The organism is Mesorhizobium sp. M5C.F.Ca.IN.020.32.2.1 (assembly GCF_004023105.1).
Taxonomy (GTDB): Bacteria; Pseudomonadota; Alphaproteobacteria; order Rhizobiales; family Rhizobiaceae; genus Mesorhizobium; species Mesorhizobium wenxiniae.
This window is the reverse complement of record NZ_RZSX01000029.1, coordinates 1-16,434: the sequence shown is the minus strand read 5'-3', so window position 1 is coordinate 16,434 and position 16,434 is coordinate 1. Positions and strand designations below refer to the sequence as shown.

20 protein-coding genes are annotated in these 16,434 nt (G+C 63.0%); 8 read left to right on the top strand and 12 right to left on the bottom strand.

Annotated elements, in window-relative coordinates; all coding sequences use genetic code 11:
• Window positions 1-217 precede the first annotated feature (217 nt).
• Window positions 218-457 carry a DUF680 domain-containing protein gene (locus tag EOA86_RS02700; protein ID WP_095520842.1) on the top strand — a complete coding sequence of 80 codons (240 nt, stop codon included), beginning with the start codon at window positions 218-220 and terminating at the stop codon, window positions 455-457.
• Between the two features lie 80 nt (window positions 458-537).
• On the opposite strand, the gene EOA86_RS02695 is transcribed toward EOA86_RS02700, so the two are convergent.
• The 6 genes from EOA86_RS02695 to EOA86_RS02670 all read right to left on the bottom strand — a co-directional run bounded on the left by EOA86_RS02695 (window position 538) and on the right by EOA86_RS02670 (window position 6,570).
• Window positions 538-768, bottom strand: coding sequence for a hypothetical protein (locus EOA86_RS02695; protein ID WP_065011085.1), 231 nt, complete (start codon window positions 766-768; stop codon window positions 538-540).
• A 54-nt stretch (window positions 769-822) separates the two neighbouring features.
• Window positions 823-1,404, bottom strand: coding sequence for a sarcosine oxidase subunit gamma (locus tag EOA86_RS02690; RefSeq protein WP_127209190.1), 582 nt, complete (start codon window positions 1,402-1,404; stop codon window positions 823-825).
• Entirely contained in the window at window positions 1,397-4,390 is a 2,994-nt protein-coding gene (locus tag EOA86_RS02685; RefSeq protein WP_128340634.1) for a sarcosine oxidase subunit alpha, read from the bottom strand. The genes EOA86_RS02690 and EOA86_RS02685 overlap by 8 nt, the downstream gene beginning before the upstream one ends.
• Window positions 4,387-4,683, bottom strand: coding sequence for a sarcosine oxidase subunit delta (locus EOA86_RS02680; RefSeq protein WP_128340633.1), 297 nt, complete (start codon window positions 4,681-4,683; stop codon window positions 4,387-4,389). The genes EOA86_RS02685 and EOA86_RS02680 overlap by 4 nt, the downstream gene beginning before the upstream one ends.
• Before the next feature lie 88 nt (window positions 4,684-4,771).
• Window positions 4,772-6,025 carry a sarcosine oxidase subunit beta gene (locus EOA86_RS02675; RefSeq protein ID WP_128340632.1) on the bottom strand — a complete coding sequence of 418 codons (1,254 nt, stop codon included), beginning with the start codon at window positions 6,023-6,025 and terminating at the stop codon, window positions 4,772-4,774.
• 176 nt (window positions 6,026-6,201) lie between these two features.
• Window positions 6,202-6,570 carry a hypothetical protein gene (locus tag EOA86_RS02670; protein ID WP_164891533.1) on the bottom strand — a complete coding sequence of 123 codons (369 nt, stop codon included), beginning with the start codon at window positions 6,568-6,570 and terminating at the stop codon, window positions 6,202-6,204.
• Window positions 6,571-6,581: 11 nt separating this feature from the next.
• On the opposite strand from EOA86_RS02670, the gene EOA86_RS38390 reads away from it, so the two are divergent.
• The 3 genes from EOA86_RS38390 (at window position 6,582) to EOA86_RS02655 (ending at window position 8,378) form a co-directional block, all read left to right on the top strand.
• Window positions 6,582-6,743, top strand: coding sequence for a hypothetical protein (locus EOA86_RS38390; protein WP_164891532.1), 162 nt, complete (start codon window positions 6,582-6,584; stop codon window positions 6,741-6,743).
• A 368-nt stretch (window positions 6,744-7,111) separates the two neighbouring features.
• Window positions 7,112-7,870: an SDR family oxidoreductase gene (locus tag EOA86_RS02660; protein ID WP_128340629.1), complete on the top strand. Its 759-nt coding sequence runs from the start codon at window positions 7,112-7,114 to the stop codon at window positions 7,868-7,870.
• Window positions 7,871-7,991: 121 nt separating this feature from the next.
• Window positions 7,992-8,378 carry an SET domain-containing protein-lysine N-methyltransferase gene (locus tag EOA86_RS02655; protein ID WP_128340628.1) on the top strand — a complete coding sequence of 129 codons (387 nt, stop codon included), beginning with the start codon at window positions 7,992-7,994 and terminating at the stop codon, window positions 8,376-8,378.
• 85 nt (window positions 8,379-8,463) lie between these two features.
• Here EOA86_RS02655 and EOA86_RS02650 read toward each other — a convergent pair whose 3' ends face one another.
• Window positions 8,464-8,907, bottom strand: a complete 444-nt coding sequence (locus EOA86_RS02650) for a DUF6766 family protein (RefSeq protein WP_245497091.1) — start codon at window positions 8,905-8,907, stop codon at window positions 8,464-8,466.
• Window positions 8,894-9,403 (bottom strand): DUF892 family protein, encoded by a 510-nt coding sequence (locus EOA86_RS02645; protein WP_029348076.1) that lies wholly within the window; start codon window positions 9,401-9,403, stop codon window positions 8,894-8,896. The genes EOA86_RS02650 and EOA86_RS02645 overlap by 14 nt, the downstream gene beginning before the upstream one ends.
• Before the next feature lie 402 nt (window positions 9,404-9,805).
• Between EOA86_RS02645 and rpsU the strand changes: the two genes are divergently transcribed.
• From rpsU to EOA86_RS02625, 4 genes are all read left to right on the top strand, one after another.
• Entirely contained in the window at window positions 9,806-10,078 is a 273-nt protein-coding gene (gene rpsU, locus EOA86_RS02640) for a 30S ribosomal protein S21 (protein ID WP_023675331.1), read from the top strand.
• Between the two features lie 150 nt (window positions 10,079-10,228).
• The gene (locus EOA86_RS02635) at window positions 10,229-11,074 is read left to right on the top strand and encodes a tetratricopeptide repeat protein (RefSeq protein ID WP_128340627.1); all 846 of its coding nucleotides are present in this window, start codon (window positions 10,229-10,231) and stop codon (window positions 11,072-11,074) included.
• A gap of 156 nt (window positions 11,075-11,230) precedes the next feature.
• Window positions 11,231-11,704: a DUF992 domain-containing protein gene (locus EOA86_RS02630; protein ID WP_029348080.1), complete on the top strand. Its 474-nt coding sequence runs from the start codon at window positions 11,231-11,233 to the stop codon at window positions 11,702-11,704.
• A gap of 282 nt (window positions 11,705-11,986) precedes the next feature.
• On the top strand, window positions 11,987-13,423 hold the full coding sequence (locus EOA86_RS02625) for an MFS transporter (protein WP_128340626.1): 1,437 nt from the start codon (window positions 11,987-11,989) through the stop codon (window positions 13,421-13,423).
• Here EOA86_RS02625 and coaBC read toward each other — a convergent pair.
• The 4 genes from coaBC to EOA86_RS02605 all read right to left on the bottom strand — a co-directional run.
• Window positions 13,420-14,637 (bottom strand): bifunctional phosphopantothenoylcysteine decarboxylase/phosphopantothenate--cysteine ligase CoaBC, encoded by a 1,218-nt coding sequence (gene coaBC / locus EOA86_RS02620; RefSeq protein ID WP_128340635.1) that lies wholly within the window; start codon window positions 14,635-14,637, stop codon window positions 13,420-13,422. The two genes, EOA86_RS02625 and coaBC, sit on opposite strands and share 4 nt — an antisense overlap.
• 26 nt (window positions 14,638-14,663) lie before the next feature.
• A complete protein-coding gene (locus EOA86_RS02615) occupies window positions 14,664-15,071 on the bottom strand; it encodes a type II toxin-antitoxin system VapC family toxin (RefSeq protein WP_128340625.1) in 408 nt (135 codons plus the stop codon).
• Window positions 15,068-15,328, bottom strand: coding sequence for a hypothetical protein (locus EOA86_RS02610; protein ID WP_065011441.1), 261 nt, complete (start codon window positions 15,326-15,328; stop codon window positions 15,068-15,070). Before EOA86_RS02610 ends, EOA86_RS02615 begins: the two co-directional genes overlap by 4 nt.
• Before the next feature lie 75 nt (window positions 15,329-15,403).
• Window positions 15,404-16,434 (bottom strand): AarF/UbiB family protein (locus EOA86_RS02605; protein ID WP_128340624.1); only part of this gene is annotated, 1,031 nt, incomplete at its 5' end.

Below are 16,434 nucleotides of genomic sequence, written 5' to 3'. Positions count from 1 at the left end.
CTGCTGAAGGGTTCCTTCGGTTTCGGACAGCTTAAGATCTTGTACGGCACGGGTGAACGGCACCGCGTGTGCAACTCGTCGCGTGCTGGCGCGGCGCGATTCCCAACATCCACATAAAACTTTTTCGTACATGTACGACTTCTGACTTGAACCCCGCGACTGTCGGGCGTATATGTATGCTACATCGTACATGTACGGAAAAGATTCGAGACAAACAATGAAAAAGACGATCTTCGCCCTCGTGGCCGTCCTGGCATTCTCGAGCGCTGCCTTCGCCGGCCAGAGCCAGCCCGGCAAGCCGGCCGCAGCCTGCGCCGACACCAACGTCAAGCTCGATTGCGGCGCGACCGGATCGGTCGAAGAGACAGGCCCGGCGACCCACAAGGGCTCGACTGAAAACAAGGATCCGCGGCTCGGCATCGACATCGATCCGTGGATCGTGCCCAGCACGTTCTGAGGTTCGAAAACAAATCGGTGGTAAGAAATCCTGACCGCCCGCCTTCGTGGCCATTTTAGCCAGACTCAGCCGGACGGAAGTTATTTCCTGCGCTTCTTCATTCCGGCCACGATCTTGGCCTTGCCGGGCCTTGCGGGAGCGCCGGAAATCGAAGTCCCGGTGATCGACACCGGATCGCTGGCCGGAAACGTATCCTCGAGGCCTTCCTCAAGTTCCTCTTCAATATTTGAGCCTTCATGCGGCTCGTGTTCGAGAGAGCGAACGGCCGACGTCTTCTGGACTGGTGGATTGGGCGCTGATTTCGACGGCATCGACATCTCCCTCGACTTGCTCCGGCTCCGGCAAACGGTCGGTCGCAGCGAACGTTATGCCGCTGCGTCGCGGGCCGCCTCCGACAGGAAAGTAAAGACATAATCGGAAAAGGAACGCCAGCATTCAACGCGGAACGCGTCGGAAGCGGTGCGCAACAGCACGATTTCGACCTTACCGAGAATGGTGCGCGACGCCGCGCCTACCGGAAAGGCGTCGAGCGACAAATCCTGCGGACAGCCTGAATTGATCGTCGCCGCCGCTGCCGGGCCGGTGATCGATATGGCAACGTTGCGATGCGAGATGCCGACCGCCGAATGCAGTACTGTCACTTCGGCGCAGTCGGCGAGCGGGTCTTTTCCCACCTCATCGATGACCAGCCATTCGTCCGGCCCAAGCCACAAGGCCGTGCGCCCGGCCTTTGCCGCCGAGGTTTTGGGTTTTTGCGGCAGGGTTACGCCGAGCGCCTTCGAAAGCGCCGCGACCGAGGCGTCCGGCGCACGCAGCGAAATGCGCTCTGCCGGTGGCAACACGGCAAGCGTGACGCCGGTTGCGGAAAGCTCCTGACCGGCGAGAGCCGGGCGGCGTTCGACTGACGGCGCAGCGGCGGCAGATTTCTTCGCGGCAGCCTTAGCCATTGAGGCGCTCCCCCTTCTCGTCGAAGAACACCATGCCGGTGACCTCCACCTCGATCGTCGCGTTGGGCATCGGCACGTAAAGCGTCTCACCCATCCGGTCGCGGCCGCCGGCAAGCAGGGCCAGCGCGATCGAGCGGCCGCAATTTTCCGACCAGTAGCTGGAGGTGACATGGCCGATCATGGTCATCGGGATCGCCTGCTTCGGATCGCCGACGATTTGCGCGCCTTCTTCCAGCACCACCTTAGGATCCTTGGTCTTCAGGCCGACCAGTTGCTTGCGGCCGTTGGCGACAAGGTCCGGCCGCACCATGCCGCGAATGCCGACGAAATCGGTCTTCTTCTTGCCGACTGCCCAATCGAGACCGGCATCGTTAGGCGTTACCGTGCCGTCGGTGTCCTGGCCGACGATGATGTAGCCTTTTTCGGCACGCAGCACGTGCATCGCCTCGGTGCCGTAGGCACAGGCGCCATGCTTCTGGCCCTCGGCCCATAGCGCGTCCCAGACGGCCTGGCCGTAGTCGGCCGGCACGTTGACCTCGAAGCCGCGTTCGCCGGTGAACGACATCCGGAACAGCCTTGTCGGCGCGCCGCAGATCCTGCCTTCGCGCACCGACATATGCGGCAGCGCCTCGTCCGACATGTCGATGCCTTCGACCAGCGGCGCGATGATGTCCCGAGACTTCGGTCCTTGCACGGCGATCACCGCCCACTGTTCGGTGATCGACGTCAGCCAGACATTGAGATGCGGGAACTCGGTCTGGAGGTAATCCTCCATATGGTTCATGACACGCGGCGCACCGCCCGTCGTCGTCGTCACATGGAAACGGTCGGGTGCAAGCCTGCCAACGACACCGTCGTCATAGATGAAACCGTCCTCGCGCAGCATGATGCCATAGCGGCAGCGGCCGGGCTCCAGTTTCTCCCACGGATTGGTGTAGAGCAGTTCCATGAACTTCGCCGCATCCGGCCCGACCACCTCGATCTTGCCCAGCGTCGAGGCGTCGAACAGGCCGGCCGTCTTGCGCACCGTGACACACTCACGATCGACAGCGGCGTGCATGTCCTCGCCCGACTTTGGAAAATACCAGGCGCGCTTCCACTGGCCGACATCCTCGAACACGGCACCTTGGCGCTCGGCCCAGGGATGGATCGCCGTCTTGCGAGTCGGGTCGAGGAGCGGACCCCGCGCATGGCCGACGATCGAGCCGAAGGTCACCGGCGTGTAGGGCGCCCGGAACGTCGTCAGGCCGACTTGCGGGATCGGCTTGCCGAGCGTCTCGGCGGCGATTGCCAGACCGTGCATGTTCGAGGTCTTGCCCTGGTCGGTCGCCATGCCGTTGGTGGTGAAGCGCTTGACGTGCTCGATCGAGCGCATGCCTTCATGCACCGCCTGGCGGATGTCCTTGGCGGTGACGTCGTTCTGGAAATCGACAAAGGCCTTGACCGTCGTATCCGCCCCGGCGCCGGGCGCCGCACCCAGCATGCCGCGCGACCAGCTCTCGCTGGCGTCGACCTTCGGCTTGTTTCCCTTGGCGGTGTTGGCGCCGACATCCTTCGCCGCCTTGGCGCCCGCCGCATAGGCCTCGTCGATCGTCGCCGATAGCCCGTCCGTGCCGTTGCAGGCGCCGACGGAGACGCAGTCCTGCGCATAGGCGCCGGGCACGAAGCGCTTGGTCTCGTCGTTGAAGGCAACCTTGCCGCGCGACTGCGAGAACAGATGCACCGACGGTGTCCAGCCGGCCGACATCAGGATCGCGTCAACGGGGATGGTACGTTCGCCGCCGCCATTCTTCGGCTGCACGGTCATCGACGAGACGCGCAATTTGCCGCCGGCGCGGATCACCGCGCGGCCGAAATTGACCTCGATGCCGAGCGCCCTCGCCTCGTCGATCACCGGCCCAGTCGGGTTGTCGCGCAGGTCGACGATCGCCGCCACGCCGACACCGGCCTTCTTCAGATCGATCGCCGCCGCATAGGCGGAATCATTGGCCGTATAGACGCCGATATTCCTGCCGACCGTGACGCCATAATGGTTGAGATAGGTGCGCGCCGCCGACGCCAGCATGATGCCGGGCCGGTCGTTGTCGGCAAACACCATATGCCGCTCGATGGCGCCGGTCGCCAGCACCACGCGCTTGGCACGGACCTGCCACAGCCGCTCGCGCGGCAGGTCGCGGCCGGGGTTCTGCAAATGGTCGCTGACGCGCTCGACCAGCCCGACGAAATTCTGCGCGTAATACCCAAAGGCCGTGGTGCGGGACAGCACACGGACGTTGTCCATCGTCTTGAGCTTCGCGACCGCACTCTGCGCCCAGGCAAAGCCGTCCTGGCCATCGATCTTCGCGCCGCTCTCGAAATGCAGGCTGCCGCCGAACTCCGCTTGCTCGTCGACAAGGATGACGCGCACACCGGTCTCGGCCGCCGCCAGTGCTGCGGCAATGCCGGCCGCACCGCCACCCAGCACCAATACGTCGCAATGGGCGAAGCGCGCCGAATAATGGTCGGGGTCCGCCTGGTCGGGGGCGACGCCGAGCCCGGCCGCAGCACGGATCTTGGGCTCGTAGAAGTTTTTCCAGGCGGACTTCGGCCACATAAAGGTTTTGTAGTAGAAGCCCGCCGAAAGCAGCGGCGAGGCGATGTCGCCGAGCGCACTGACGTCGAAGGAAAGCGACGGCCAGCGGTTCTGTGACTGTGCCGCCAGCCCGTCATAAAGCTCCTGCACGGTGGCACGGACATTTGGTGTCTTCCTGGCGGAGTCGCGCTTGATCTCAACCAGCGCGTTGGGCTCTTCCGCCCCGGCGGACAGAAAGCCGCGCGGCCGGTGGTATTTGAACGAGCGGCCGACCAGATGGACGCCGTTGGCGAGCAGCGCCGAGGCCAGCGTATCGCCCTCGACACCGGCATAAGATTGGCCGTCGAAGCTGAAGCTGGCAGTCTCTGCCTGCCTGAGGCGTCCGGCGCCGGGAATGCGGAACGCTGCGATCATTTGGAGGCTCCCGGCAGCTTCGCCGGCTTGGGCTCGCCGGCCTTGTAGGTCAACAGGAACCTGTCGCTGACGGTGTCGCGCACGACGTTGAAGAACCGCGCACAGCCATGCATGTGCCGCCAGCGCTCATAGATGATGCCTTTGGGATTCGAGCGGATGAAGAAGAACTTTTCGAAGTCGTCATCGCTCTCGCCGGCCATGTTAGCCGAACGCGCAATATGCGCCTCGCCGGCGTTGCGGAATTCGAGTTCAGGACGCTCTTCCTCGCAATAGGGGCAGCGGATGAGAAGCATGGTTGTTCCTACAATTCGCCGGGGCCGACGCGGGCGCCGGCCGGTTGATCGCAAAGCCAGTGACCCAACATCACGAAGCGGGCCTTCATCAGTGTGCCACCGCCGCCGCCGCCGCCTCGTCGATCAGGCGGCCGGTGCGGAAGCGCTCGATGGTGAAGGGGGCGTTGATCGGGTGCGGATCGTCTTTTGCGATGGTATGGGCAAAGACATGGCCCGAGCCGGGCGTCGCCTTGAAGCCGCCCGTGCCCCAGCCGCAATTGACATAGAGGCCGGGCACCGGCGTCTTGGCCAGGATCGGCGAGCGGTCGGGCGTCACGTCGACGATGCCGCCCCACGAGCGCAGCATCTTCATGCGCGTGAACATCGGGAACATCTCGCAGATGGCGTCGAGCGTGTGCTGCAGGATGTGCAGGCCGCCGGTCTGCGAATAGGAGACATACTGGTCGGTGCCGGCGCCGATGACCAACTCGCCCTTGTCGGATTGCGAGATATAGGCGTGCACCGTGTTCGACATCACCACGCAAGGGAATACCGGCTTGACCGGCTCCGACACCAGTGCCTGCAGCGGATAGCTTTCCAGCGGCATCCGCACGCCGGCCATGTTCATGATGACGGACGAATGGCCGGCGGCAACGACGCCGACCTTCCTGGCGCCGATGAAGCCGCGCGTCGTCTCGACGCCGGTGACCGCACCGTTCGGCGCCCGCTTGACCCCGGTGACCTCGCAATTCTGGATGATGTGGACGCCGCGCGCCGAAGCGCCGCGCGCATAGCCCCAGGCGACGGCATCGTGGCGGGCGGTGCCGCCGCGACGCTGCAGGGTCGCGCCCATCACCGGATAGCGGGCGTCGCGCGAAATGTTGAGCGGCGGGCAGAATTCCTTCGCCGCTTCCGGCGTCAGCCATTCATTGTCGATGCCGTTCAGGCGGTTGGCATGGACGTGGCGTTTCAGCACCTGGATGTCATGGACATTATGGGCCAGCATCATGACGCCGCGCGGCGAATACATGACATTGTAGTTGAGCTCCTGGCTGAGCCCGTCCCACAGTTTCAGCGCATGGTCGTAGATGCCGGCGCTCTCGTCATAGAGATAGTTGGAGCGGATGATGGTGGTGTTGCGGCCGGTATTGCCGCCGCCGAGCCAGCCCTTTTCCAGCACCGCGACATTGGTGATGCCGTGCACCGTGGCGAGGTAGTAGGCGGTGGCCAGGCCATGGCCGCCGGCGCCGACGATGATGACGTCGTACTCCTTCTTCGGCTCTGGCGAGGACCACTGTTCCTCCCAGCCCTTGTGGCCGCGCATAGCCTCGCGGGCGATGGCGAATACCGAGTATTTCTTCAACGTTCCAGCCTCGCAGAATAGCGGCCGGGCATCCAATCGAGCGCCGGCGCGCGAGGTGTATCACTAGCGAAACAGCGCTGCCACCCTTGCGCTGTTTGCGACGGCGCTTGCCGTTTTGCGCCACGACGAAAAGACCTGTTCGATCGGGGCATCCTGACCAATGCGCAGCAGGAGGCCTACGCCGAAGACGCGCCTTTTCTGGACAATGCAGACGACCAGACGGCATAGATCGGTGTCAGATGGCTGTGATAACAACTGGCTGCGATCTCTCTGACTTCGGCATCATCCGACCCTTCGGCCATTGCCAGGAATTGCTCGTCGACCCCATAGCGTGGCCTGACTGCGACGGCTGCACCGAAGCGCCGCACGAGCGCGTCCGGGTGGTCGAGCAGCCATCGCACCCCCTTTGTCGTAGCCTTGAAGTGTTGGCCATGAGCCTTCAAAAGGATCGGGAACGCCGATTCCGGGCGCAGCGCGGCGGCATTTTCCACCGCGAGCCGTAGCTGCCAGCGTTCCGCAAAGCGATGAACTGGGTCACCCTCCATCGAACACCGGCATGTTCGTCGTCCAGCCGCAGCATGACACCGCCGAGAATGGCTCCATCCGCCGGCGTCGTGCATCCCAGAAGCGCTTCGATTGCATCGAACCTGATCCTAGCAATCTTGCTGTCGAGCAGGTCGGCGATCTCCGCGACAACGCAATTCATGTTGAAGCTTAGCCTGGGGCTGATCTCGGCCACCAAAAAAGCGGCGGCGGCCTGAGTATGAAGGTTGCCGGACATCAGCAGCGGCCGGAGGTTTTCAAGGGGAAAGCCTTTGTGAAATTCCGATTGAAGAGCGAACGTCAACTCGCTGTCGCCCTCATAGCCGGGCTCCAGCAACTTGCTCATCATGTCTTGGGGGGTCATTGGAATGGGTGGCGCGTCCACCCGCAATGTTGAACGACGGCTTTGGTAGCTTGGCGTCCGCCCGGCGTCAAGAAATCTTAACAGATGCCTTCGCACGTATCGGGTGGCTCGCCCCGCCCCGGACTGCGATCACCATCCCGGTTGCCGGCGACGCTGGCGCGAAGAAAGGGATGAAAACAATGCTCGCACTCGCTAACAAGGTCGCCATCGTCACTGGCGCCAGTTCCGGCATCGGCCACGCCACGGCAAAACTGTTTGCCGAGGAAGGCGCCAAGGTGGTCGTCGCTGCCCGTCGCCGGGCAGAGCTGGACGCGCTCGTCACTGAAATCGAGGAGGCTGATGGCACGGCCATTGCTCTTGCCGGCGACGTCCGCGACGAGGCCTATGCCAAGGCCCTTGTCGATCTTGCGGTGGGCCGGTTCGGCGGGCTGGATATCGCCTTCAACAACGCCGGCTCGGTCGGCAAGATGGGTTCGATTTCGGGGTTGTCGCTGGAGGGCTGGCGAGAGACGCTCGACACCAACCTGACCAGCGCATTTCTCGGCGCGAAACATCAGGTGCCGGCGATGGTCGATCGCGGCGGCGGATCGCTGATCTTCACCTCTACCTTCGTCGGCCATACCGTCGGCATGCCCGGCATGACCAGTTACGCCGCAAGCAAGGCCGGGCTGATCGGATTGACGCAGGTGCTTGCCGCCGAATACGGCGCGAAAGGCGTACGGGTCAACGCGCTGCTGCCGGGCGGCACCGATACGCCTTCGGCAACATTCAAGACACCTGAATCGCGAGCCTTCGTCGAAAACCTGCATGCCTTGAAGCGCGTTGCCGAGCCTGAAGAGATCGCCCGCTCGGCGCTCTACCTGGCTTCGGATGCATCGAGCTTCACCACCGGAACCGCGCTGTTTGCCGATGGCGGTGTTTCGATCAGCCGGACGTGAGGCGTTTTCCCGTCGGCGAACAATGGAACGCGGCATGTTGCAAAACCGGCCTTGCTTTTTTGGCGCGATGTAGCGATTGCGTTTTCTGTTCGAAGAATGCTGTCGAAGACGGGCCTAAAACATGCTGCTGATCAGGACCTACATCGCTGCTAGCGCAATCGAGGGTGTCGGCGTATTCGCCGCCGAGCCGATCAGGAAGGGAGCGTCGATCTGGCAGCTCGATCCTGACTTCGACCGGTTGATCCCGACGGAAAAATATAAGGCCGCGCCACCGCATCTCAGGGAATTGCTCGACAGATATGCCTATCCAAGCCCGGACCGGCCCGGATTCATGGTCTATGAAGTCGACAATGGGCGCTTCATGAACCACGCCGAAAGGCCGAACACGGATTTCTCGCAGTATGGTGGCGCAACCGCGATCCGCGACATTGCGGCGGGCGAAGAAATAACCTGCGACTACGGCGAATTCTTCGAGGATTTCGAGCGGCTTCATCTGGCCACGGCATAGAGGGAGAGCCTGTCGCCAATTGCTCTGTTGCGAATCAAACGACCCGGAGCGATGATCGGCTCCGGGCCATGTTTCCAACTCCAGCTTAGTTCCGGTGGGCGTGCGGCTCGTCGGTGTGGCGGCCGTCATATTGCAGGTCCAACTCGCGAATCGCCTCCTTGCCTTTCTTCGGATCGACAAGCCTAAGAAGAGCGTCGATCTTGGCCTCCATCCGGTCGGTACTCTCCTTCGATTGCGGCGAACCGACGAAGAGCAAGAACGCCAGGCCGCCGACCTGCCAGAGCAGTTGCAGGAATTCCGACTGCCAGTTCTCAAGCGTGTCGCGGCTCATCTCGATCAGATAGCCGCCGAATTCGGGCGGTTGGCCGAGCGCTTGCTGCTCGTCGAGATAGGCGAACCAGCCGAAAACCCAGTGACCGACGATCGAGATGATGAAGAAGCCGAGGGTAATCCAGGCATAGCTGTAGGCCCGCCACACCGAAGGCTGCGTCATCTTGGCCGCCGGCCTGTTGTCCTCATCGTTTGGCATTGTCGCTGTCCGACTCCGAGCGAGCCAGGAACTGCTCCGTAGTCGCGGGCAGCTTGTTTTTCAGCCACTCGGCCATCGCCTCCTCCTCACGCAGGTTTTGTTCGCAGGCCCGGGCGACTTCTGTTTCGCCAAGGGATTCGGCGGCTGCGATGAGGATCGTGTATGAGGCGATTTCCATATGTTCGAATGTGTAGCTCGCGAGTGAGCCTTTCATCACCTCGTCGCCGGCGAAGACGCCGCTTAGGGACTGCGCCATGGCCAACAGCTTGCCGCCCGCGTCCTTCAGCGTGGACGTATCTTCGCCCAACTGTTCCAGGCAGGTTCTGAGGCGTGCGGCTTGCCCTTTCGTCTCGTCGACGTGCAGGTTAATGCGCTCACGGAGTTCGGGATAACTCTCCAGCCGGCTCAGCTGGCCGTTCAGCATGGTTTCGGCCTGCTCCTCCATCGCATGCGCGTCCCTGAGCCACTGGACGAGCCATTCACGGGTCTCTGACATCGGTTTTCTCCTGTGCTTGCCTATGCGAAACAACCATGGGGAACGAGGTTTGTTCCTTCGTTGATAGAGCCAGGCTGACCGTTTGCCGGATTGGGCAGCAGGATTTATCGGTGGCGGAGAAAACGCCAACGATCGCTCATCGGTGCGGAGAGCCCCCGAACAGGCGAATCTACTACCAGAGGTCGTAATTCCTTGCTTTCTGACGGCAGTTATGCTATTGATTTGCACGTGGTGCTGATTTGCGCCGACGACCCGCCGCCGAGGCGGGTTTTTCGTTTCGGCAGTGGACAGAGCGGCATGATTCTGCTATCAGCCGCCACAATTCGTGGTGTAGACCGCCGCGGAGGCAAGCGACTATGGCCACTTGCCTGTTGTTAACAAACCCGAAAGACAGGATTGCCCGTGCAGGTACTCGTCCGCGACAACAATGTTGATCAGGCGCTTCGCGCGCTCAAGAAAAAGATGCAGCGCGAAGGCATCTTCCGCGAAATGAAGATGCGCGGACATTATGAGAAGCCTTCCGAGAAGCGCGCCCGCGAAAAGGCGGAAGCCGTTCGCCGCGCCCGCAAGCTGGCCCGCAAGCGCGCCCAGCGCGAGGGTCTGCTGCCGATGACGCCGCGTCCGGTGGCGGCTGGTGCTGCTGGTGCAGGTGCTCCGCGTCCGCCGCGGTTCTGACGCCAATTTTTCGTCCTTTTCGAAGGATACCCAAGGTGGCGCGATGCGTAATCGCCGCCACCTTTTTGTTGAATTCGACCAGTTCGGAGAGGGCCGGTTCGGAGACGGAACAGACCTGACGGCGCGGCGGGCAGTGAGGACAGAGCAGATATGAACGCAACCAGCGTGGAGCGCAGAACCGCAATGCGCGGCTTCGCCCTGACGGCAGCCGTGCTTTCCGGCTTGGCGCTCGCCGGCTGCCAGACAGTCCCGACCGGCGAATTCACCAACATCGACAAGGCACAAGGGTCGGCGGAGAACATCTCCTCGCTGTCGGCCGTTATCCAGCGCAGTCCCCAGGATCCCGAAGGCTACAATGTGCGCGGCTCCGCCTATGGCCGCGGCGGCCAGTATCAGGCGGCGCTCAAGGACTTCGACACCGCCATCCAGCTCAATCGGAATTTCTACCAGGCCTATTCGAACCGCGCTCTCATCCAGCGCTTTCTCGGCGACCAGGCGGCCGCGCTTGCCGACTACAACCGCTCGATCCAGATCAATCCCGACTATGACGCCGCCTATATCGGCCGCGGCAACCTCTACCGCAAAGCCGGCCGCATCCAGGAAGCGTTCAACGATTTCCAGAAGGCGATCCAACTCGACACGACAGACGCTCGCGCCTACCACAATCGCGGCCTGATCTACCAGAGCCAGGGCCAGCACGCTTTTGCCATCGAGGACTTCTCGACCGCCATCTCGCTGGCGCCGGACGCCGCCGAACCCTACAATGGCCGCGGTCTCTCCTACCTCGCCATGAACGACGAGGACAATGCCTTCGCCGACATTAACATGGCGATCAAGCTCGACGGCAAGAATGCCGAGGCCTGGTCCAACCAGGCGCTGATCTACGAGCGGCGCGGCGACAAGGCCAAGGCGGCAAAATCCTACCGCGAGGCAGTGCGCCTCAACCCCACCTACCAGCCGGCCAAGGACGGCCTGGCGCGCACCAGCACCGGCTGACCGACGGCAGCGTTGGGTCTGATATGGCAGGCCTGCCGTTTGGCATGGCCTCGAAACCTTCAACGACTGTGCATTGACTTGATCGCGCCAAGTTTCGGCGGAACGCTCGGGATGTTCAGCCGTTGTTCAAAGCAATTCGCGAAAAGGACCCTTCCCATGATCAAGAAACTCGCCTGTGCCGCCGCCCTCGCCGCGACGGTGCTCGCTGCCCCTGCCAGCGCGGGCAGGCTGGAGCTCGGCGTGCTCGACTGCACCATCGACGGCGGCACCGGCTACATCGTCACATCCAACAAAGGCGTGGCCTGCACCTTTCGCCCTCATCATGGCGGTCCCCCCGAAGCCTATACCGGCGTCATTTCCAAGCTCGGCGTCGACGTCGGCAGGACGCACCAGGGCGAATTGATATGGGCGGTTCTGGCGGCCACCCGCGACCGTAATTCCGGCGATCTTGCCGGCAGCTATTATGGCGTCAACGCTGAGGCCAGCCTGGTGACTGGCGGCGGCGCCAACCTTCTGGTCGGTGGACTGAACAGCGCGTTCTCGCTGCAGCCTCTGAACGTACAGGCGCAGACCGGTGTCAACCTGGCAGTCGCCGTCACGTCACTGGAGCTGATCCACTCGTTCAAATAAGCGTGCCATAGCGAGGCTCTGCGGCGCGGAACAGGATTGGACTGTTCCGCGCCGCATGATTTTTTGGAAAACCGCCATGCCAAGGATGATCATCGCTGACGCCATGATCGCCAATCTTCGATCACCCTGACTTCCCGCCAGCATCTCGGCGCACCCGCAAAAACCGTTTGAACTCAACTGCGGTTGAGGTTTTACAACCCGCCCCCGAAGCGCCGCGTGCTTGTTGGAATCGAAGAGCGCTCCACCATTTTTCATCGGCGTATAAGAAAGTGGGAGGGCGGGGTGACGGAAACCAGCACAAACAGGGTCGACTGGCGCGCGCTGTGGGCGAGCGGCGATCTGGCGCGCTTCTGCTTCATCAGCCTCGGCATCCTGCTGCACGCCACCAACGAAACCATGGTGGCAACGGTGATGCCAGCCATGGTCGGCGAACTCGCCGGCGTTCAGCTTGTCGGCTGGTCGCTGGCAATCTACGAGCTCGGCGCCATCGTCGCAGGCGCTGCCGCCGGACGGCTGGTGAGCTATGTCGCGCTGCGCACCAACATGATAGTCGCCGCCCTGCTCTATGCCGCCGGCGCCCTGGTCTGCGCCATCGCGCCCTCCATGCCGCTGTTCCTGGCCGGGCGCTTGATCGAGGGTTTTGGCGGCGGCGCGCTGGTGTCGCTGGCCTTCGTCTCGGTCGAGCGGCTGTTTCCACGTGCCATCTGGCCGCAGCTTTTCGGCGTCATGTCGGCGATCTGGGGCGTCGCCGCCTTCAGCGGACCGGTGCTCGGTGCGTTGATGACCGATCTGCTCTCCTGGCGTTGGGCTTTCGGCGTCTTCACGGTCGGCGGCACGGCCATGGCGCTGGCGAGCTTTATCGTGCTCGACACGCCTGAGGCAACCAGGCCACAGGCGATCACTGGAACGGCGCCGCCCTTCCCCTTTGCCGCGCTCGGCTGCTTGGCCGTCAGCGTCGTGCTGATTGCCACGGCTGGGGTCGACATTGCCCTGCTGCGTTCCTCTCTACTGCTGGTCCTCGGACTGATCGGGCTTGCGCTGTTCATCCGCATCGACGCGCTGAAGCCGGGCTCGCGGCTGTTCCCGTCGCGGCTGTTCTCATGGCGCACGCCGGTCGGCGCAGGCATGACCATGGTCGCCGCCTTTTCGGTGGCGACCTGTTCCTTCGCCGTCTACGGGCCGCTGCTTCTGACCAGCCTGCACGGCATTCCGATCCTGACCACCGGCTATATCATCGCCGCCGAATCGATCGCCTGGTCGATCCTGTCGATCCTCGTCGCCAATGCGCCGCCGGAACGCGAGAGGCTGATCATCACCGGCGGCGCACTGATGATCGCGGCCGGCATCGTCGGTTTCGCCTACGCCGTGCCGGCGGGTTCGATTCCGCTGATCCTGTTTTGCGCCTTGCTGCAGGGCGGCGGCTTCGGCATTGCCTGGCCCTTCGTCACACGCGTGATCGTGGCATCGGCTAGGGATGGTGAGCAGACGATCGCCTCCGCCGCCGTGCCGACCATGCAGCGCATTGGCTATGCGGTGGGTGCCGCACTGACCGGCATCGTCGCCAATGCCAGCGGTTTTTCCGAAGGCCTGAACCGTGAGGCGGCGGCAAATGTCGCCACCTGGCTGTTTCTCGCCTTCGTGCCACTCGGGATTCTGGGATGCCTCGCCGCCCTCAGGATCTCGGGACCGGCAGCCCGGCCACAGGAAGCGACCAGCTAGACAGTAATCGTCTTAAGCCGTTCGGCGATCAAGGCGGCGAGCCGCGTCGCCACCTCGTCCTTGCTCATCTCAGGCCATTCCTCAACACCGGCCTTCGAGACGATCCGCACCTTGTTGCGGTCGCCGCCCATCACCCCGCTTTCGGGAGACACGTCGTTGGCGACGATGAAATCGGCGCCCTTCTTCTTGAGCTTGGCCTCGGCGTTCCTAACGAGATCCCGCGTCTCGGCGGCAAAGCCGACGACCAGGCTGGGCCGCTTCCTGTGATGACCGACACCGGCAAGAATATCGGGGTTTTCGATCATCTGCAGCGCCGGCGGCCCCTCGCCCGCCACCTTCTTGATCTTCTCGCCGGCCGAAGTCTCGCTGCGCCAGTCGGCGACCGCCGCGACGAACACCGCCGCGTCCGCCGGCAGCAGCTGTTCGACAGCGTCTTTCATCTCGTTCGCGGTTTCGACATGCAGTGTTGTGACCTCAGCCGGATCGGCAATACCGACCGGACCGGAGACGAGGTGCACATCAGCGCCCAGCCTAGCCAGTGCCGCCGCGATTGCATGGCCCTGCTTGCCGGACGAGCGATTGGCGATGTAGCGCACCGGGTCGATCGGCTCATGCGTCGGACCTGAGGTGACGATGACCTTTCTGCCTGCGAGCGGCTTCGGCCTGATATCGAGCAGCGCCTCGATCGCAGCGACGATCTCCAGCGACTCGGCCATGCGGCCCTCGCCCGCCTCGTTGCTCTCGGCCATCTCGCCCTTTGCCGGGCCGACGAATGCGACGCCGTCCTTCTGCAACGTCGCGCGGTTGCGCCGGGTCGCCGGATGCGACCACATTTTCGGGTTCATGGCGGGCGCCATCAGCACCGGCTTGTCGGTGGCGATAAGCACGGTCGAGGCAAGATCGTTGGCGTGGCCGTTGGCAAGCTTCGCTATCAGGTTGGCGGTGGCCGGCGCCACGACCAAAAGGTCGGCCTCGCGCGACAGGCGGATGTGGCCGACATCGTGTTCGTCATTGCGGTCGAACAAATCGGTGAAGACGTGATCGGCAGAGAGCGCCCCGGCCGACAGTGTGGTGACGAATTCCTGCGCTGCAGCGGTCATCACCACCCGCACGGCGGCGCCCCGCTCACGCAGCCGGCGGATCAGGTCGAGCGCCTTGTAGGCGGCGATGCCACCGCCGATGATGAGCAGGATGCGCTTGCCGGAGAGGGTCATGCCCGAGGCCAGCTCTTTGTCCAATGTCATGCCGGCCTCAGAGCCGGTTCGATATCGGTATGGATGAAATCATTGCCCTTGAAAAGCAGCGGGAGGTTTCGCGTCTTGGCCAAGGCGTAGGCGAAGCAGTCGCCCATATTGAGATCAGCACGATGGCCAGATCCACGACCATAACGAGAGTAGGCAAGCCGTGCGACTTCAAGCTGCGCCAAATCAAAAGGAACTACCGTCAACTCAAGACGGTCGATAAGCATTTGGAACTCGCTAGCGTTGACGCTACCGCTTGATCGGCTCGCTACACAATGCGCCTCCAGCAGCGTCGCAGTGCTTATCAGTGCAGCAGGTGAGGTTCCGAAAACATCGACGAACGCAGCCGCATCCGGCTCTGCGCCAATGATTGCGATCAATGCCGACGTATCGACTGCGACTGTCACAGAAGTCCCTCGTCCCACATATGATCAGTGAGCGCCTTGAGGTCAAAAGGATGTTCCAACTTCCGTCCGAGCGCCAAAATTTCTTCACGTGACGCCTTCAGCCGCCACGCCCCCTTCTCAAGCTTGGTTTTTGGGATCGCCACCTCACGCAAGGCATCCCGCGCTTCCTGCTCCATCGAAACGCCACGCGCGGCCGCGCGCTCGCGAAGCACCTGCTTTACGCTTTCGTCAAGATTGCGGATTGTTATCGTGCTCATGGTCACGCTCCTTGCCCTTAACATAGGTAATAAGCAGCATGACTGCAATGACAGCACTGCTGTCATTGCTTGCATTCAGAGCAGCTTCCACGCAATGGTGACCATTGCCAGCGCGATCACCCACAGCGCCAGCCGGCCGGAGCGGGTGTAGCGCGCCTCGGCCTTGCCGATGGCGCGCGCCGTCCTTTCATCGAAACGCAGCCCGTGTTCGGCCATCAAATCGATCTCGCGCGACAGCCGCTCGGTGCGGGCGGCGAGGTCGGGCGCCTGGCGGGCCAGCGCCAGCAGCGCGCTGGCGCCGTCACGTGCGTCGGCCAGCAGAGCACGCGGGCCGAGATTGCCCGATATCCAGCCGCCGACAACCGGCTCGGACGTCTTCCACATGTTGAAGGCCGGGTCGAGGGTGCGGGCGACGCCTTCGACCACCACCATGGTCTTCTGCAGCAGCACCAATTCGGAGCGCGTCGCCATGTCGAAGAGATCGGTCACCTCGAACAGAAGCGCCAAGAGCTTGGCCATCGAGATGGTTTCAGCCGGCTGGTCGTGGATCGGCTCGCCGATCGCCCGGATCGCCTGGCCGAATGCCGCGACATTATGCTGGCGCGGCACGTAGCCTGCCTCGAAATGCACTTCGGCGACGCGCAGATAGTCACGAGTGATGAAGCCGTAGAGAATTTCGGCGAGGAACCGGCGCTCCTTCTTGCCGAGCCGGCCGGCAATGCCGAGATCGACAGCGACGATGGTGCCATCGGGCTCGACGAACAGGTTACCCGGGTGCATGTCGGCGTGGAAGAAACCGTCACGCAGTGTGTGGCGCAGGAACGACTGGACCAGGTTGACGGCGATCGCCTTCAGGTCATGGCCGGCGGCAGCGAGGCCGGCAATGTCGTTCATCTTGATGCCGTCGACCCATTCCATGGTCAGTACGTCACGGCCAGTACGTTCCCAGTCGACGGACGGGACGCGAAAGCCGGGATCGTCTTTGGTGTTCTCGCCGAGTTCCGAAAGCGCTGCCGCCTCGAGCCGCAGATCCATTTCGATCTTGGTGGTCTGCGCCAGCGTCTGGGTCACTTCGACCGGACGCAGCCGGCGCGACGACGGAATGT

Excerpts from the sequence above, each read along its gene's own strand:
- EOA86_RS02700 (WP_095520842.1), top strand. The coding sequence starts at position 218 with ATGAAAAAGACGATCTTCGCCCTCGTGGCCGTCCTGGCATTCTCGAGC.
- EOA86_RS02695 (WP_065011085.1), bottom strand. The coding sequence starts at position 768 with ATGCCGTCGAAATCAGCGCCCAATCCACCAGTCCAGAAGACGTCGGCC.
- EOA86_RS02690 (WP_127209190.1), bottom strand. The coding sequence starts at position 1,404 with ATGGCTAAGGCTGCCGCGAAGAAATCTGCCGCCGCTGCGCCGTCAGTC.
- EOA86_RS02685 (WP_128340634.1), bottom strand. The coding sequence starts at position 4,390 with ATGATCGCAGCGTTCCGCATTCCCGGCGCCGGACGCCTCAGGCAGGCA.
- EOA86_RS02680 (WP_128340633.1), bottom strand. The coding sequence starts at position 4,683 with ATGCTTCTCATCCGCTGCCCCTATTGCGAGGAAGAGCGTCCTGAACTC.
- EOA86_RS02670 (WP_164891533.1), bottom strand. The coding sequence starts at position 6,570 with ATGGAGGGTGACCCAGTTCATCGCTTTGCGGAACGCTGGCAGCTACGG.
- EOA86_RS38390 (WP_164891532.1), top strand. The coding sequence starts at position 6,582 with ATGTTCGTCGTCCAGCCGCAGCATGACACCGCCGAGAATGGCTCCATC.
- EOA86_RS02660 (WP_128340629.1), top strand. The coding sequence starts at position 7,112 with ATGCTCGCACTCGCTAACAAGGTCGCCATCGTCACTGGCGCCAGTTCC.
- EOA86_RS02655 (WP_128340628.1), top strand. The coding sequence starts at position 7,992 with ATGCTGCTGATCAGGACCTACATCGCTGCTAGCGCAATCGAGGGTGTC.
- EOA86_RS02650 (WP_245497091.1), bottom strand. The coding sequence starts at position 8,907 with ATGCCAAACGATGAGGACAACAGGCCGGCGGCCAAGATGACGCAGCCT.
- EOA86_RS02645 (WP_029348076.1), bottom strand. The coding sequence starts at position 9,403 with ATGTCAGAGACCCGTGAATGGCTCGTCCAGTGGCTCAGGGACGCGCAT.
- EOA86_RS02635 (WP_128340627.1), top strand. The coding sequence starts at position 10,229 with ATGAACGCAACCAGCGTGGAGCGCAGAACCGCAATGCGCGGCTTCGCC.
- EOA86_RS02630 (WP_029348080.1), top strand. The coding sequence starts at position 11,231 with ATGATCAAGAAACTCGCCTGTGCCGCCGCCCTCGCCGCGACGGTGCTC.
- coaBC (WP_128340635.1), bottom strand. The coding sequence starts at position 14,637 with ATGACCCTCTCCGGCAAGCGCATCCTGCTCATCATCGGCGGTGGCATC.
- EOA86_RS02610 (WP_065011441.1), bottom strand. The coding sequence starts at position 15,328 with ATGAGCACGATAACAATCCGCAATCTTGACGAAAGCGTAAAGCAGGTG.